We start from the raw sequence: 17330 nt of genomic DNA on the forward strand, positions 1-17330 counted from the left end.
AGAGAGTTGATACGGCTGTTCGTTTAGCGTCCTAACCTATACTTCGATTGCTATAAGTCCCACTAAAGATTTTTTGGCGAAAGCACCAGCCTGTCTAAATAACAGCAGAGGTAGACTTTGCGCGTTCCTTCCCATATCCCTGCCAAAAGGCTCTTTGGCTAATATCACAGTAGTCCAACACCGCAAACTCAATTTCTGGATCGCCCCAAAGGGCGCGATCAAAATCCACTAATCCAGTCACATCAGCTGCTGAGTCTACCAGAATGTTCTGTTACCAGACATCCATGTGAACAGGCGAGGGGATTGTACATAATCAAAGTGAGCAATATGTTGCTCTAAAAGATTAGACATAAAGTAGCGATCGCTTGACTCATGCAGCGGCTTTATCGAGTTGCTGAAACTCGTCGTCTGACAGATCAAGCTGCGCGGCAGCAATGTTCTCTTCGAGGTGAGCAACTTGACTTGTTCCCGGAATCGGCAGTATATTAGGACTTCGCTTTAGCACCCAAGCCAGTGCTACTTGTCCCGGCGATGCGCTGTGTGCCTTGGCAATCTTGTCTACCGGTCCACCTGACTGGGCGAGGTCGCCGGAGGCTAACGGATACCAGGGGATAAAGCCGATACCCTCATGCGTGCAGTAGTCGAGTACCGCCTCATCAGCCCGGTCTACAAGGTTGTAGCGGTTCTGCACCGTGGTCACGGGGAATACCTTCCGTGCAGCCTCGATCTGCTCCACTGAGACTTGACTCAGCCCAGCCCGCGCAATCAGCCCCTCTTTGAGAAAATCGGCGATCACACCAAATTGCTCGTCTTCAGGCACTTTAGGATCGATGCGGTGCAGTTGCCATAGGTCTAGCTGCTCCACTTTCAGGCGGCGCAGGCTCATAAGTACACACTGGCGTAGATATTCCGGACGACCTACCGGCGGCCACTCATTCGGACCTGTACGGGTCAGCCCACCCTTGGTGGCGATAAATATGCCGTCATAGGGATATAGCGCCTGGGCGATCAGTTCCTCAGCGACATAAGGTCCATAGCTATCCGCAGTGTCGATGAAATTGACTCCGAGATCGGGCAAGCGTTTTAATACTTGTAGGGCCTCCTCCCGGTTTTTGGGTTCACCCCACACCCCTTTGCCCGTAAGCTGCATGGAGCCAAAGCCCAGCCGCGTTACTGAACGATCCAAGAGAGTAAATTGTCCAGAAGCACTAGCATTAAGTGAAGACATAGTGTAAATCGATTGGTGTAAATTGGTTGAAAGTGTCCGAGCTCGATAAGGGATCTATTGTAGTTATGGCAAGGGTTCAATTAATCGTGGGTGCTTTAGACTGCCACAGTCACCAAGACAACTTTATCTTTAAGTGGTTTACCGATTGCAAGCTTTTTTCCTGTTGTACAGTGACAAATTAAATGGCGTTGAGACAAATTCCTGTCCTCAAGTTAAGCCTTATCCACTTTAGTAGGGCAACAATTTGTGTTGATACTGCCTGCTTTGTTCCCTGTGCTGCTTCTAAGCGCGAGCGATGCGAGAGTTCAAGCTTCACACCCTCGATGAGATTAATTTGGGGTTGATTCTGAGCGTTTTACCTCTGGTTTCTTATCCGAGCCATTCCGGATTCTTAGCTGTACTGTCAAAATGGCTAGTTGTTTTAAATAATTCATACTGCCCTTGAGCAGCAGCTTCGGCAGTTCGTGCCAGGAGTGCGGTGAGCTGTTGTTGACTCATCGGTTGAAAGGTACGTACAGCTTCTAATGCTTGGTCGAGAATTGGTATACTATCAATACCTGTAATTACTACTGAAGTTGGCAAGTTCATAGCATAGTGAAGACACTCGATTGGCTTAACAGTATTACTCTTAAGAATAAATTTACCGCCCATTGGCTTCATGCTTAAAACACCAATTTTCTCCTTTAACGCTACAGGTAGAACTAAGTGTTGAAAACTCCGAAAATGCGCGTCCATAACGTTTAGTGGCATTAGCAGTGTATCAAAATGAAAGTTATTTTGGGCTGCAATATCCAACATCCGAAGATGAACTAAAGGATCTTTGTGTCCGGTAAAACCGATGTAACGAACTTTGCCGGCTTTTTGTGCCGCTAGCATTGCTGAGAGTGCCCCATCAGGAGCAAAGATTCGATCTGGGTCTTCCATACGAATAACTTCATGGAATTGCATTAAATCTACATGATCTGTCTGTAGGCGTGTCAGAGACTCGTCAATTTGTTTAGCCGCAGCAAGCTTTGTGCGACCATCAACTTTAGTCATCAGAAACACCTTTTGACGATAACCGTTGCGGAGTGCTTGACCCATGCGGATTTCACTGACTCCATTGTTATAATCCCAACTATTATCCATAAAAGTGATGCCGCGATCTATGGCACTGCGGATAATTTTGATACTTTCTTGCTCATCTTTTTGTTGCCCAATATGAGAACCACCTACCCCGATGATCGAGACTTTTTCTCCTGTGCGTCCTAGTGTTCGGTAAAGCATTTCACCGCTTTTAGTTGTTTCTGGGGTTGATAAGGGAGTAGTTGTTGCTGGTGACTGCGCTTGAATCGATTCGTTTCCAGCTAGAACAGGTTTGAGTAAAACTTCGCTAGCCGCTAAACCTGCGCCTAAACCTGAAGCCGCTTTGAGAAAATTTCGTCTTTTGATATCCATGTGTTGTCTCCTTACTAGGGATGGGTTAACGTCTAATTCATAATGTTCAAAACTCTAACTGCTTAATGCTTACTTGCAATGGCTGACTGCAAACGCTCTGAGCCGATTACAAGTTTTCGACTTTTACCATCCTACGGAAGCAGTTGTGCGCTCGCGTCTTCCTAGTGAAAGATAACAACTATGTATTTAGAGTCATGAATAGAATATCTATCTACCTCGAAAGCTGAGAGTTTATTCATTCAATGGCTTTGAAACCGCATCCATTTTGAAACCTGGAGTAGTCCCTAAGCCTCTCAAAGTTAACCCAACCCTACCACTGGTTCAGATATGCGTTCCAAAACGGCTCCCCATCAGCAATTGCAATTGGTGTGGTGTTGACTTCTGAGTAATGCCTTTATTGATGTAGAAAATTTCTATTTGCTTGAGATCCAAAAGGGAGGACTAGGCAACTTAGCAATTAGGCTACTTAAGTTTTTCACATCGTGTCGAAACCAGTCATGAATCCATAAACAGTAATGGTCAATAGCTTGTTGTTCTGTAAGATTACCTAACAGTTCTGATGCGATCGCATGACTAACCCAAATTCCAGACATAATTGCTTTGAGAACGCCATGACTTGATGTCGGGTCAAGTACCATTGCTGCATCCCCAACAAGAAAGTAACCATATCCGGCTGGTTGTGAAACAATTCGCCAGGTAACATTAGCGGCCCGCATTGCTTGGTAAATCTTTAACCCAAGGAATTCATTGGGTAGCCAGTCTTTTGCGATTTTCTGCTCTACAAATGATAAGCGCGTCCATTGATAAAGTTGAGTAGGCGTAGCCCGTCGTAGACATCGCACTTTCGCAGTCCACGTCCAACCGCAGGAATCAGCAACGATCGCTGGGGCATGATCTCGCACTGGGCATTCTCCTGCTACATAACCATAATATGCAATCAGACGCGGAGAGTGATATTGGATTTGTAACCCTAATTGTTGAGCCAGCCAATGATGATCTCCGGCAGCATCAATGATTTTAGCTGCCCAAAAAGTTCCAAGGGAAGTCTCAACGCCAGTGACTCTGCACCCATCCATAACTAAACGGGAAGCGCGGCAAGGTTGTATAACCTTAACACCGATTGCTCTTACCCGATTAAGCAAAATTGCATCAAAATCGGCTCTCCAAGCTTGAAATCCGAGCCATGCTCCCGAATCATCTTCGCCAAAAGGGACAAACTCGCTCTCGGCTGACCACTGTACCCAGTTTCCTTGGTGGCGAAGAAAGCCAGCTGCTAACACTGGCTCAAGTACCCCTAACTGCTTAAGTAGTGGTTCAACACCAGGGTGTAATGTTTCACCAGGGTGTGTACGAGGAAATGGCTTCGACTCAATCAAAATAACTTTTAGCCCAAATTGAGCGCAGCGAATAGCAGCAGCACAACCTGCGGGCCCACCCCCAACTACAATTACATCAGGATTAGACACGTCTTCTAGACCAGGTTCCATTGCCGCGTTTCAACAGAATATTCACTGGTGTAACAAACAGCGTCACAGTTTCTTCGATTTTAACTAAGCGTTTTCGAGAATTTTCTGGGTCTAAAAATGAACTTCCATGACGATAAATCTCAAACCGATAGATATTTCCACCAAGCGTAGTTTGTGTTTGAGTTTGTGCCTGTTGTAATTCGGAATTGGTCGGTTGCACTAATTGGAACGAAAACACGCTCCATTTTCCCCTGTCTTCAGGTCTGATCCTTAAGACTTGGTAAACATTCGCCATTGCCAACACTCTGGCTTCGTATTCACGTACATCAACCTTAGCCGTCAATGAGAGCGAAAATTTCTTCTGCAAAGAACTCTCTACATAATCTGCATGAGCAAAATCTGAATACTCTATCAACTCTTCGCCATCCTTGGTGACGCGTCGAGGCCCAGAGATTCCATCCCACGGTAAATTGCCAACCTGACCAATTTCTGCATCTGTTAACGGACTAACGGTGGGCCACATGGGATTTGGCTGAAACGTCCGGGCTGCATCAGGAGCTACTGCGGGCCAAAATATACTAAGTGCAGCACAAAGTTTAGAGTCCTCTGGAAAAGGACTACCTAAGCCGTAGCTTGCTAAGTGTTCCACTCCGTTGGTTTGATCAAAACTCACATCCCAACCAGGAGCAAACACTCCAGCCGCCGCATCTGGAAGATATGCTTGTCGGATTGTTGGGGAACCAGTCAACGGCATTTGTCGCACCGAACCTTGACGGGGTAAAGAGACAATTGCAGTTACAGTTTTATCTTCTGGTCGAAAATCAACATCTTCTAATTGCAGGTTGGGAGCAAAGCGATTGTCAGATAACGTTTTTGGCGGAACTTCCCAAAGATTTTGTCTGAGTCTGCTAGGTACTGACTGCTCTGTCCATTCTAATAGCTCTCGCTGGTCGCAGCTGGGGAAAAAATCTGGTGCTGTCACCAGAGAATAGGCTGGCACGTTGCGAGGAATTGCCACCGTTAACTCTGGACATATTGCTTCAATCGACCCATCGCCTGTAAAGTCAAGGTAGTGTTGAGCATCGTACCCACCTGCTTTCACAACCGCTTCCACATTTTTCTGATCGTTAAGATTTTCTTGTTGACCATTGGACAATATTCTATGGCGGACATGAACATACTCTGGAGCGTGTCTTGCTTTTGTCGTTTCATCCGCAGGAATTGCTAGGCTAGAAGATAGGGTTGGACTATCGGGTGGAACCTTAAAGGTCAGCAGCTTTCCTTGATAAGTAGCTGCTTCAATGAGATTTGGGTGAACAACTGGAACTAAAAGCCCTGTGCCAAACTCAGACGCTGTTGTGAATTCAGCAATGCTTTCTGTAAAAATAAATGGCGGGTTACTAATGTCTGGTTCATCCCACCCTGTGTTTTTTAATACTAAATGAGTTCGCCGCAGTTTTTGATTGACATGATGAGCATTCAAAGTTACGTGTAAATCAAAGCCACGAATGCATTCTGTACCGTTGAATAACTTGTGGAGTGGAACCCAGAATAGTCTGCTATTATCACCATCCTGAAAACGCAACGGGCCAAAAGTATCTCGATTACCAGTGCGTTGAACTGCAATATATGCAGAATAACGGGCTGGCAAGACGCGAAAAGTTTCTTTTAAGTCACCTTCCACGGCTGGGAGAAATCCGCGCAGTTTATCATTATATAACGGTTGAGCGGTTCCGACTCGTGCCACACCTGTGCGCGAAAAACACAGTGAAGCGTGCTGACGGTGGACAGTTTCCGAAGCCGGGCGATATTCACAAGCAAACACAGCGATCGCTAACGGTTGTCTTGGAGCCATAACTTGCAAATCTTGTAAAGAAGGAGGCTCCACTCCATAAACAAAATTTTCAATAATTTCGAGTTCCGCTAGGGTAGGATATGCGCTGAGATTGGCACTTACAACATTCGGTGAAGCGAAGGCATGAAAGAGTAAACTCCGAGATGGATTTCTTGCTTCTATTCCTCGTTTCCCTTCAAAGGCAAAATCTTCAAACCCTACTATCTGACGATTGATAGCTGATAGTTCCTTAGTTAATTCCTGCTGGAGGTTTGTTGCGGTGATATCTAGCCCTTGCTGGAGTAGCAAGTCTCGCCAACCAACAGAGGCTAGGCGTGAGCAAACCTGTTTAACTTCATCAATGAGAGCCATAACTTATATCCTCAATTCTATAAAACGCTTTAACTAACTAGCATATGTATTCTTTATTGAGCAGCCTCAGCTGGTGGGAAATCTGGCGCGTTTTTAACTAGAAAAATTCATAGATAGACTGAAAAAATGTTTTCTGTAACAATATTTAACGAAGTTTGGGGGTTTAAATAAAGAGTTTTTACAGGCAGCGCGTATGTTAGTCGGGGTCTCTCTTACAAAGTGACGCTTTTGCGTCGCTAACGCTGCACTAACAGATCGCCGGAAACCGGCACTCCGACTTTGCGCGAAATGCGCCACCGGGGAGTATCCCCGTGGACACTTTCGCGCTAAATCCCCGTCACAAAACGTAATTGCGAATTGGTTTAATAATATTCCCACACAGATTATAAATGATATTTATTTACAAAATTAAGATTGAGTAAAATAATTTACTAGCGATTTTATTCATGATAAATAAAACTTACTAGTAACAGCTAAAACTAACTTTTTATCTGCATAGGTGAACCTGTGAAATTACATAGGTTTTAGAAAAAGGTAAACGATTAAAAAAGGAAGCTTTCCATGAATCAAGTTCGACCCCGCAAAGTTCGCATTGCCCTGATTGGTTTGGTATTAACAAGCGTATTCCATGCTACTCCGGTGCTGGGAGCTATTCTAACTAGACAGGAATTTTCGGGCGATTTTACCTTAGTCGATGCTACTACCCCTCCACTGGAGAACTTTTTGCCAGACAAGAGCGAATATTCAGGATTCGTAGTTTACTCAGAGGACGGGACTTTGAGTGATTGGGAGGTGAACGTCAACAAGCTAAATCTGAATTTGAAACTAGACTCTACTTTGAATGTTAACTCACCTCCAAATGTCAATTTTGAACTTTCTTCTGGGTCGAATTGGAATTTAATAGTTGATTTTGGCATTGCTTTTGATGCTCCTAGATATAGCTTAGAAAGAACCTCCGGCTCGGAAATTACCTTGATTGGTGAATTGGGACTAGCAGGACAATACATTTATAAAGATCCCACTGCCAATATTACCCTGAGTTCTTCTAATACATCGATACCCGAACCTAGTTCCCTACTAGGTCTATTGTTTGGAGCCGGTGGGATTGCCGTCTCTAGAAAGGCTGGTAAGATTAAAGCTTAAATTTAGCCGAACAAACACAAACTAAATCTGACGCGATCGCTCTTCTCGTGAAGGGCGTAATCCCAAAACCAATGAGCCAATGACAATTCCAGCTTCCAAAGTGCGTGTATTTTCTGCTTGTTACAGTTTCGGGAAAAAGCAGCACATTTTGCAATACAGATATATTTACTTTACTACTGTCAATCCAACCCAAAGCCGATGACTTGTAGTTGCTTTCTGATTCGGAATCAGACTTGAAGTGCCTTTAAAATGGGAGAATATAAAGAATCATTGGGAGGAATCAATCGTCATGACTGTGATAGTTGCTAAGTGGACGATTGACGAATATCACCGCATGATTGACGCTGGCATTTTGAGCGATCGCAAAGTTGAACTACTCCACAGAGAAATTGTCGAAATGTCGCCAGAAGGTGAACCCCATGCTTATTGCAGTCATGAAGCGGCAAAGTATCTAACAAATTTGTTAGGCGATAGTGTCACAATACGTCAAGCTAAAGCAATTACCCTACCCGACGACTCGGAACCAGAACCACATATTGCCATTGTCTAACCTTTAGGACGCGAGTATCGAGAGCATCATCCCTATCCAGAAAATATTTTCTGGTTGATTGAGTACGCTAACTCTAGTTTAGAAAAAGATTTAGAAACAAAAAGCAAAATTTACGCACAAGCAGGTATTTTAGAATATTGAGTTGTTAATTTAAAAAAGTTACACCTGGTAGTGTTTCGACAAATCTTAGATGGTGATTACGCGACAAAACTGACATTAACTAGGGGGAAAATTCAACCGGTTACATTCCCAGATGTTTCTGTTGTGGTGGAACAAATTATTAATAGCTAAGGTAATTTACAGCCTTTTTTATCTATTAGTCAAGGGCAATTGGGGTATTTCTGTACCTCACGTTGGCGTAGCCTCTCGTAGAGAACTTTAAATCTGCTGTATATAAATAAAAAATCATTTTTCATAAATCAAATAGGATTATTATATTAATAATATTGAATCTCGAAGTAGCCTATTTACCGCAGCTACCTCAAGCAATTAATCAATTAACCAAAGCTAAATCTCAACTACTCAACTGCAACACTTGGTTATTTGGCTGAGTAGCTTCATTGCTCATTACTCGTTGAAGAACTGCTTCTCTGATATTGACAAACACTTCACTACTTCTATCTCGTGGGCGTGAAAGTCTCACAGGCAAATCCAGAGAAATCTGTCCTTTTTCAATCACTATTATTCGGTCTGCCAACGCCACAGCCTCTTCTACATCATGAGTGACCAAAAATGCAGTAAATCTTCGCTCTTGCCATAAGTTTTCAATTAAATGCTGCATCTCTAGGCGAGTTAGAGCATCCAATGCTCCCAAAGGCTCATCTAGCAATAACAAACGGGGCTGACTGACTAACGCTCTTGCCAATGCCACCCGTTGCCGTTGTCCACCAGATAAGACATATGGCCACTCATCAGCCCGATCTTTGAGTCCAACTTTATCAAGTGCCCACAAAGCTTTTTCACGCCAATTACCTTCCAAGCCCAACCCCACGTTCTCAACAACGCGCTTCCACGGCAGCAAGCGGGGGTCTTGAAACATCACTGTTACAGAACGGCTGAGTCTACGCAGGGGTTCTCCATTCAGCAGTATTCCGCCTGAAGTTGCTTTATCTAATCCTGACACAAGACGCAATAAGGTACTCTTACCACAACCACTACGTCCAACAATAGCGACAAACTCACCTGCTTCAACTTCTAAATTCAGCGAGTTTAAAACAGTTTTCTTGCCAAAAGTCTTTGTCAAATCTAAAATACTTAGTTGTGTACCTTGTACATTTGAACTCACTTGCAAAATCTCCTTTTTTAGTACAATCGGGATTTAATTATTTGATCAGACGTTGAAGAAAGCAAATCACACTCAAAATAAATAGAAGTCAAAAGTTAAAATCAAGATTTATCAACTTTTGACTTTGGTGATTTTGGCATTTATGACTTTTGGTAATTGGGGTTCCAAGCCAAGAATTTTGTTTCTAATCCTCTGGCAACAGCATCTGCTAATTTACCCAGCAGTGCATAGATCACAATACTTAAGACCACAACATCAGTTTGCATAAACTCACGGGCATTCATTGCCATATAACCAAGTCCTGAATCTGCCGCGATCGTTTCTGCCACAATTAATGTCAGCCACATAATCCCCAAGGAAAAACGGACACCAACGAGAATCGAAGACAAGGCTCCTGGAAAAATAATTTGCCACAGAAGTTGTGGTGCTTTCAATCCATAGACTTTTCCCATCTCAATCAGTCCAGGGTCAACACTACGAATGCCATGAAATGTATTAAGATATAACGGGAAAAATACCCCCATAGATACTAGAAATAATCTAGCTTGATCGCCAATACCAAACCAGAGAATCACTAGCGGAATTAATGCCAAATTAGGGATAGTGCGGAGCATTTGCAGAGAACTATCTAATAACTTTTCAGCTATAGGGGAAAAACCATTGAGCAATCCCAAGCCGAACCCAATGCTGCCACCAATTATAAAACCAGATATTGCCCGCCCAGCACTAATTCCGATATTTTGAAACAGTTCTCCAGTTGATCCTAGCTTAATGGCTGTAGCAATTACGCCACTTGGTGCTGGTAAAATCCTAGTTGAAAGTAAACCAGTTCTGGAAGCAAGTTCCCAAAGTATTAGCACTAAAACAGGGACAATCCAGGGAACTATTTTCTGGAATTGCGGGTTTTTTAACACCTCGCTCAAGGATATATTATTGTTGTTTTTGGCGTGTTTAAAGGTAATAGTCATCGAATTTGGGATTTTAGATTTTAGATTTTAGATTGTTCACAAGGATGAATCTAGAAGCATCAAATTTGGGATTTTAGATTTTAAATTTGGTGTTTTTACTTAATCCCAAATCCGAAATCTAAAATTGGCATAGTCATGAGGCACTCGTTAGTTGTTTAGCAAATTTTTCATTGGTGACGATTTCGCCAACAGGACTCAAGACTGGTGGCGTTAAAGGTACAGGTTCGCTCTGGAAAGGTAGACGTGGAAATAATAATTCAGCAGTGCGATACGCTTCTTCTAAATGGGGATATCCAGAGAAAACAAAAGTTTCTATGCCTAAATTGCGATATTCCAGCATCCTAGCGGCAACCGTATCGGGATCTCCAACTAGGGCTGTACCAGCACCACCCCGCACCAATCCAATTCCTGTCCACAAGTTGGGGCTAATCTCTAAGGTTTTTCGACTACCACTATGTAGTTGACTCATGCGGCGCTGTCCTTCTGAATCAGAACTAGCCAAGTCTTTCTGAGCTTTGGCGATCGCATCCTCATCCACATACTTAATTAGCTCATTGGCAGCATCCCAAGCAGCAGATTCAGTTTCTCGTACAATTACATGTAAGCGAATCCCAAAACGTACTGTTCGACCTTGTTCAGCCGCCAGTTGCCGAACTTCAGCAATCTTTTGGGCTACTTGCTGTGGTGGTTCGCCCCAAGTCAGGTAAACATCAATGTGTTTCGCAGCAACTCGCTTGGCAGCAGCAGATGAACCACCAAACCACAAGGGTGGATAGGGTTTTTGAACTGGTGGAAATAAGAGCTTACCGCCTTTGATATCGAGGTAGTTTCCTTTAAAATCGACTGTTTCCCCACTGACGATACCCCGCCAAACTCTGAGAAATTCATCGGTTAAATCATAGCGATCATCATGACTAAGATGCAAACCATCCCCAGCGAGTTGCACCGGATCGCCACCTGTCACCACATTAATCAACAATCTTCCTTTAGAAATTCGGTCAAATGTTGCTGCCATCCGTGCGGCAGCACCTGGAGAAGTAATTCCTGGGCGAATTGCTACGAGAAATTTCATCTGCTTGGTGACAGAGATGAAAGCGGCGGCAGTGATCCAAGCATCTTCACAAGAAATCCCTGTGGGTAACAATGCCCCTGTGTAGCCCAAATTATCTACAGCTTGGGCAATTTGCTGCAAATAATCAGGTGTGACAACACGAGAGCTAATATCTGTGCCTAAATAGCGTCCGTCATGAGATCCAGTAGGAATAAACCAGAGAATTTGCATATTTATCAGGGTATGAGGTTAAAATCTACGATTAACCGACCAAATTACCGTAGTTTATAGTGAAAATCTTACCTGATATTGCATAAAAATCAAACCTAATTTAACCATTAGTAAAAAATGGCTGTCTGAACAACTAACCCCTTAACCACCAATTTTGACACTATTGTAGCGCAATGACTGTGTTGGAAAATACAAGTTTTCACTTAGTAAACCACATTTCAGGAGTGCTGAGAAGCCACTGGGTTGCAGAGACTCCCTGCGATCCAGTTTTTTGCTCCGCCCAGACTTCTGTTCGACTTTTCATTCGTTTTTTGCCGACTGACTATCTGTGGCGATCGCCTACGGCACACTCAGGACTTAGGCAGCGATGATTGATTATTCCTAACGAAACGCAGTCTTGATCAGATTCTTTCTCTACGAGACGCTACCGCAAACGCTTCTCTTCTTAGGCTGCGCCAACGCTCGTGATTGCGGAAATACTTTACCTTTGCTCCCGTCCCGAAGCTATGCGATCGCAGTTGGTTAAATTGACTTACCCAATAATTTTGAAAAATTTTCACCTGATAAATAAATACTGGGTCTTGCATTGTACCAAGCTCTATGCAAAGATAATTCTACCCAAAGTACGGTATTTTTATCGTCTTATCGTACTTAGCTAACAATTGATGCTCTCAAACATCGCTGATTACAAATTACTGCGTTCAGCTAATGTTCATTGGCAGATAATAAATTGAATCCAAACTAAGCTTTAGTCAATGTCAGGAATCATTGATTAACTTTGTACAATCTAACCAATAAAAACAGGATTTCAAAGGTAGTTTTACTATGGCTTTGGGATTCTAGATTCAGCTGCTTAGTAGTGGTTTCCTATCTATAGGAGATTGCTAGTTTTCTCTATAGTGAAACCTTTAGTCAGGTTATTCTCTAATGGTTTAGCAGCGACATTGCATCAAGTATTGCCTCTAGTTTATCTGTCCAGATTAGAGCTAATTTATTCATCATTAAGGTTGAGGAGTTGAAGAGTCATGTCTAATTTTCGCTGGAATTATAGATGCCTATTGTTACTGCTTTCGTTGCTAGATATTCTAATTTTCCTGGTTGTTTATCCGGCAAAAAGTAAAGCTGAACTGCCTAAATCTGATGCATCTACTGTCCAAATAGAAGTGAACAAAGCTCCAGAAGCAGTTATCAATCAAACAGTAGAAACTTCAATTGCACCGTTAAGTGATAAAAAGGCTACAAATAATGTAACAGGGCAAGTGACACCTGTATCGCAATTGTTGGAAGTTGCACCGCCAACTAGTAAAAAAGCTCCAAATAATGCTGCCGGACAAGCAACATCAGTCTCACAACTGTCAGATGTTAAGCCGACAGATTGGGCATTTCAAGCATTACAGTCTCTAGTTGAGCGCTACGGTGTAATTACAGGATATGCAGATGGCACATTTAAAGGGAATCGTCCTTTAACGCGCTATGAATTTGCGGCTGGGTTGAATGCAGCTTTAAATCGCATCAATGAGCTAATTGGGACTTCAACGACAGATTTAGTTAAACGGGAAGACTTGGATATCCTCAAAAAGTTACAAGAAGAATATTCTCCAGAACTTGCTCAACTCCGGGGACGCGTAGATACCTTAGAAGCGCGAACTGCGAAGTTAGAAACAACTCAGTTTTCGACCACAACCAAACTTGTCGGTCGAGCCCAAATTGTTCTTGGCTCAGTTCTGGCGGGCAATAACGTCGTCACCAAGACACCTGCACCTCACAATCCCACACTTCAAGGTTTAACTTCTTTACGGTTAAACACCAGTTTTAACGGTAAAGATTCACTAGGTATAACGCTGGCAGGTGGAAGTATTCAATCATTGGGACAAACAAGAGCTGGATTATTGGGAACTTATGAGGGGAGAAGTGCTGATAACGCCAGTATTACTTTTCCACTTAACACTATTACTCTCGGTGGTGTCCGCTATCGGTTTCTACCTTTACCAAATACCCAAGTCAACATTTATGCCCTGTCTGATGGAGCTAGTGAGATAGGTCTTTCTGGTCCGATTAACCCATATTTTGAATCGTCTTCTGCGACTGGTGCTAATGGGATTTCACGATTTTCACGGCGGTCTTTGGTCTATAACTATGGAGATAGCGGTGCCGGAATTGCCATACTCCAGGGATTAGGTAAACAGGTTCAATTAGGATTAGCGTACAGTGCACCAAACGGCAACAATCCGACAGCTAATAATGGCTTCTTTAAAGGCAGGTATTTAGCTTTAGCACAGTTAATATACTACTCTTCTAATCGGAATTTTCGGTTTGCGGCAACTTACGTTAATACCTATAGCCCACCAAATACCATAGGTTTTAGTGGAACAAACTTCGGTCCAGCAGTCGGCAGTAACCTGATAAACAGCACCGTGCCCGGAGCGGGAACTGTGGGCAACCTTTATGGTCTACAGACGTTCTATCAAATTAGTCCCAAGTTGGCAATCGATGCGTGGGTAAGTTATGCAGCACACCGCTATTTGGGACACGGAGATGGCGATGGCATGGATTGGGCGGTAGGACTGGCATTCCCCGATCTTTTTAAGGAAGGTGCTCTAGGGGGGATTTTAGTTGGTATGGAGCCGAAAATGATCAGTCTCAGCAAGGGTGTAGATTTGGGAGCAGGTGCCGGACAAGCGGACAAAGATACTTCCCTGCACGTTGAGGCATTCTACCAATATAAAATCAGCGATAATATTGAGATTACGCCGGGTTTGATCTGGATTACTGCGCCGAACTCTGATTCCGGCAATCCTGATAGTTTATTTGCCTGGGTTCGTACTCTCTTTAGGTTTTAACCTATAAAAACTAGGGCAGTACTAAATTGTTAAAAACCGTATTCCTCCTGCCTCTCTTGTCAAACAGAGGTAAATGTATCGAGATTAAGTACTTTGTGGACTAAGTGGACTAACATTCGATAGATGCACAAAACACTGTAAAAAGCAAGTCTCTTAGGAGAGATAGTAAAGTTCATTTGACATAACTTTACCTTTGAATTTGTTTGTTAAAATACTTGCTTTTTGTCGAAAACTGTGAAAAGCTTTGTGTTATGTTTTAAACTACGGTTTGCCCATCAAGTTAAAGTAGTTGATTGGATACCGATCTGGTGGCAACCTGTCTTAAGGAGCCACGATTTAAAGCTACTTGTAATATCATGTCCGCTAAATTACCCATACCTCACCCCACCTAGAGCTAAAGCTCCAGGCTGGCCTACCAGGGAATGGGGAGAGGTGAGGCAGAAATCACAAGTAATTTACTAGACATGATATAAGCCGTCAAGTAGATAGGCAAAGAGATTTCTGAATATTTTGCAGCATCGATGGGGTGAAGACTTGATGCTTAAGACTTTATCGATGGGGGGAAATTTATAGATGCTGAAGACGTTAACAACGGATTTTGAACTCGACCTCCAAGCAGATGTGCTTGTGATTGGAGGTGGGCCAGCTGGAACTTGGGCGGCATGGAGTGCTGCATCAAGTGGAGCGAGGGTGATCGTTGTAGACAAAGGATATTGTGGTACAACTGGATGCGCTGCTGCATCTGGTAATGGTGTGTGGTATGTGCCACCTGACCCAGAAGCACGAGAAACAGCAAAGGCAAGTCGGGAATCTTTGGGTGGGTTTTTATCCGATCGCAACTGGATGGATCGGGTACTAAATCAGACCTTTGTCAACGTCAATCAATTAGCAGAGTGGGGTTATCCCTTTCCCACCGACGATGAAGGTAAACCCTATCGGCGATCGCTGCAAGGGCCGGAGTATATGCGGCTGATGCGACGGCAAATTCAACGGGCAGGAGTGACAATTTTAGACAACAGCCCCGCCTTAGAACTACTGGTTGATGAGGATGGTGCTGTTGCTGGTGCATCAGGTGTAAACCGTCAGACTGGTGAGAAATGGATAGTGCGATCGCAGTCCACAATTATCGCCACTGGCGGCTGTGCATTTCTCAGTAAAGCGTTAGGATGCAACGTCCTGACAGGGGATGGTTATTTAATGGCAGCCGAAGCTGGTGCCGAGATGTCGGGTATGGAATTTTCCAATGCCTATGGCATCTCTCCAGCTTTTTCTTCAGTCACCAAAACCCTGTTCTATAATTGGGCAACCTTCACCTACGAAGATGGTACTGTGATTCCGGGGGCAAGTTCTCATAGACGTTCAGTAATTGCTCAAACATTGCTGCAACAGCCAGTTTACGCCATCATAGATCAAGCGGCGGAATCGATGCGACCATCTATGCGTTTAGCACAGCCCAACTTCTTTTTACCCTTTGACCGTGCAGGCATTGATCCATTTACCCAACGTTTCCCTGTGACTTTGCGCCTAGAGGGAACTGTGCGCGGTACGGGAGGAATTCGGATTGTAGATGAGAGTTGTGCGAGTTCTGTACGGGGACTTTATGCGGCTGGAGATGCAGCTACACGCGAACTGATTTGTGGCGGATTTACTGGCGGTGGTAGTCACAATGCGGCTTGGGCAATATCTTCTGGATATTGGTCAGGGAAATCGGCTGCTGAATATACTCGCAGTTTGGGAGAACACAAAACTCAACGCCGCGTTCAGGGTGTTGGAGAGGTAGTATTACAGAGTGGGAGCGATCGCTCTCAAACATTAGCAACTGATGAAGTGATTCAAGCAGTCCAAGCTGAAGTATTCCCCTACGAAAAGAACTATTTCCGTACAGAACAAGGCTTAACTGAGTCTTTGGGTAGGTTAAATCATCTTTGGCAAGAACTCCGCAATAGCCAAGTAACGTCAGAGAAAGAGCTTCCCAGAGCGCGAGAAGCTGCGGCGATGGTAGCCACAGCGCGGTGGATGTACAGCAGTGCCATTGAACGTAAAGAAACTCGTGGTATGCACAGACACCTAGACTATCCAGAACTTGATGCTAACCAGCAACATTACCTGATTAGTGGCGGGTTAGATCAAGTCTGGGTGAAGAGTCAGCCTTTACATACTACAGAAAAGTCACAATCCAAAATAGGAGCGTTAGTGTGATTGAGTTGGTCAGCGAGTCGCGGTGCATAAAATGTAATATCTGCGTAAACATTTGTCCAACCAACGTGTTTGAACGTGTGCCAGATGCACCGCCGACCATTGCTCGACAGAGTGACTGCCAAACCTGTTATATGTGCGAATTGTATTGTCCAGTTGATGCTCTTTATGTTGCACCAGAAAGCGATATGAAGACTTCAGTCAACGAGGCAGAATTGGTAGAAGTCGGGCTACTGGGTAGTTACCGGGAAAAGGTCGGTTGGGGACATAAACGCACCTCAACAGCAAAAACAGATCAAACATTCCAAATTTTGAAGCAGATGAAATAGTGCGGCAAAGAAAAGAGTCATGCTGTCGTTCGCAGTAGGAACAGGTTCTATCAGGAAAAATATAGCCATTTTCAATTCGATGAGGTACACATATGCAGACAGACCTAACCCCCTTACCCCCCTTCTCTGCGAGACGCTACGCGAACGGGGAAGTCAAAAGGAGCCAGTGCGTTGGGCGGCTCTGCCGACTTGAAGCAACTGGCGTTCAAAAGTCAAAAGTCAAAAGTCAAAACTGTACCTCACCCAATCAAAAACCGCTATAAACTTCGATTATCAACCTCAGCGGCTTGTGTGCTGCTGCTACTAACTACAGCATGTAGCCAAGGCGAAACTAAATCTGCTCAATAGACTTATCCTTAATATAAATAGCATGAGATAATAAAAAGGTGGAGTAGAAATT

At 43.8% G+C, this 17330-nt stretch carries 13 protein-coding genes and 2 pseudogenes; 6 read left to right on the plus strand and 9 right to left on the minus strand.

The genetic code is table 11. From position 1 onward, the window contains the following. Positions 1–94: 94 nt before the first annotated feature. The 5 genes from PUQ00_RS27915 to PUQ00_RS27935 form a co-directional block, all read right to left on the minus strand. On the minus strand, positions 95–265 hold the full coding sequence (locus tag PUQ00_RS27915) for a hypothetical protein (protein ID WP_335030141.1): 171 nt from the start codon (positions 263–265) through the stop codon (positions 95–97). Positions 266–370: 105 nt separating this feature from the next. Further along, a complete protein-coding gene (locus tag PUQ00_RS27920; RefSeq protein ID WP_300422710.1) occupies positions 371–1228 on the minus strand; it encodes an aldo/keto reductase in 858 nt (285 codons plus the stop codon). 369 nt (positions 1229–1597) lie between these two features. Continuing rightward, on the minus strand, positions 1598–2665 hold the full coding sequence (locus PUQ00_RS27925) for an aldo/keto reductase (RefSeq protein WP_300422711.1): 1068 nt from the start codon (positions 2663–2665) through the stop codon (positions 1598–1600). A gap of 413 nt (positions 2666–3078) precedes the next feature. Continuing rightward, positions 3079–4152 carry an FAD-dependent oxidoreductase gene (locus PUQ00_RS27930; RefSeq protein WP_300422713.1) on the minus strand — a complete coding sequence of 358 codons (1074 nt, stop codon included), beginning with the start codon at positions 4150–4152 and terminating at the stop codon, positions 3079–3081. Beyond that, positions 4124–6337 carry a hypothetical protein gene (locus tag PUQ00_RS27935; RefSeq protein WP_300422715.1) on the minus strand — a complete coding sequence of 738 codons (2214 nt, stop codon included), beginning with the start codon at positions 6335–6337 and terminating at the stop codon, positions 4124–4126. The genes PUQ00_RS27930 and PUQ00_RS27935 overlap by 29 nt, the downstream gene beginning before the upstream one ends. Positions 6338–6898: 561 nt before the next feature. On the opposite strand from PUQ00_RS27935, the gene PUQ00_RS27940 reads away from it, so the two are divergent. The 3 genes and pseudogenes from PUQ00_RS27940 to PUQ00_RS27950 all read left to right on the plus strand — a co-directional run bounded on the left by PUQ00_RS27940 (position 6899) and on the right by PUQ00_RS27950 (position 8321). Beyond that, complete coding sequence (locus PUQ00_RS27940) at positions 6899–7480, plus strand: PEP-CTERM sorting domain-containing protein (protein WP_300422716.1); 582 nt, start codon at positions 6899–6901, stop codon at positions 7478–7480. A 31-nt stretch (positions 7481–7511) separates the two neighbouring features. Then, positions 7512–7682: pseudogene (locus PUQ00_RS27945) on the plus strand (HU family DNA-binding protein); the annotation flags it as partial. Positions 7683–7769: 87 nt separating this feature from the next. Next, positions 7770–8321 (plus strand): annotated as a pseudogene (locus PUQ00_RS27950) (Uma2 family endonuclease). A 223-nt stretch (positions 8322–8544) separates the two neighbouring features. Here PUQ00_RS27950 and PUQ00_RS27955 read toward each other — a convergent pair. From PUQ00_RS27955 to PUQ00_RS27970, 4 genes are all read right to left on the minus strand, one after another. Further along, entirely contained in the window at positions 8545–9315 is a 771-nt protein-coding gene (locus tag PUQ00_RS27955; RefSeq protein ID WP_300422717.1) for an ATP-binding cassette domain-containing protein, read from the minus strand. Positions 9316–9455: 140 nt separating this feature from the next. After that, positions 9456–10283 (minus strand): ABC transporter permease subunit, encoded by an 828-nt coding sequence (locus PUQ00_RS27960; RefSeq protein WP_300422718.1) that lies wholly within the window; start codon positions 10281–10283, stop codon positions 9456–9458. 133 nt (positions 10284–10416) lie between these two features. Beyond that, positions 10417–11565, minus strand: a complete 1149-nt coding sequence (gene ssuD / locus PUQ00_RS27965) for an FMNH2-dependent alkanesulfonate monooxygenase (RefSeq protein ID WP_300422719.1) — start codon at positions 11563–11565, stop codon at positions 10417–10419. A gap of 401 nt (positions 11566–11966) precedes the next feature. After that, positions 11967–12152, minus strand: a complete 186-nt coding sequence (locus tag PUQ00_RS27970; RefSeq protein WP_300422720.1) for a hypothetical protein — start codon at positions 12150–12152, stop codon at positions 11967–11969. A 438-nt stretch (positions 12153–12590) separates the two neighbouring features. Here PUQ00_RS27970 and PUQ00_RS27975 point away from each other — a divergent pair, with 438 nt between their 5' ends. From PUQ00_RS27975 to PUQ00_RS27985, 3 genes are all read left to right on the plus strand, one after another. Further along, positions 12591–14405 carry an iron uptake porin gene (locus PUQ00_RS27975; RefSeq protein ID WP_300422722.1) on the plus strand — a complete coding sequence of 605 codons (1815 nt, stop codon included), beginning with the start codon at positions 12591–12593 and terminating at the stop codon, positions 14403–14405. A gap of 573 nt (positions 14406–14978) precedes the next feature. Beyond that, positions 14979–16604, plus strand: a complete 1626-nt coding sequence (locus PUQ00_RS27980; protein WP_300422724.1) for an FAD-binding protein — start codon at positions 14979–14981, stop codon at positions 16602–16604. After that, complete coding sequence (locus PUQ00_RS27985; RefSeq protein WP_300422725.1) at positions 16601–16930, plus strand: 4Fe-4S binding protein; 330 nt, start codon at positions 16601–16603, stop codon at positions 16928–16930. The genes PUQ00_RS27980 and PUQ00_RS27985 overlap by 4 nt, the downstream gene beginning before the upstream one ends. The last annotated feature ends 400 nt before the right edge of the window (positions 16931–17330 follow it).

Origin of the sequence: Nostoc sp. S13 (assembly GCF_029379315.1) — a bacterium.
Taxonomy (GTDB): Bacteria; Cyanobacteriota; Cyanobacteriia; order Cyanobacteriales; family Nostocaceae; genus Nostoc.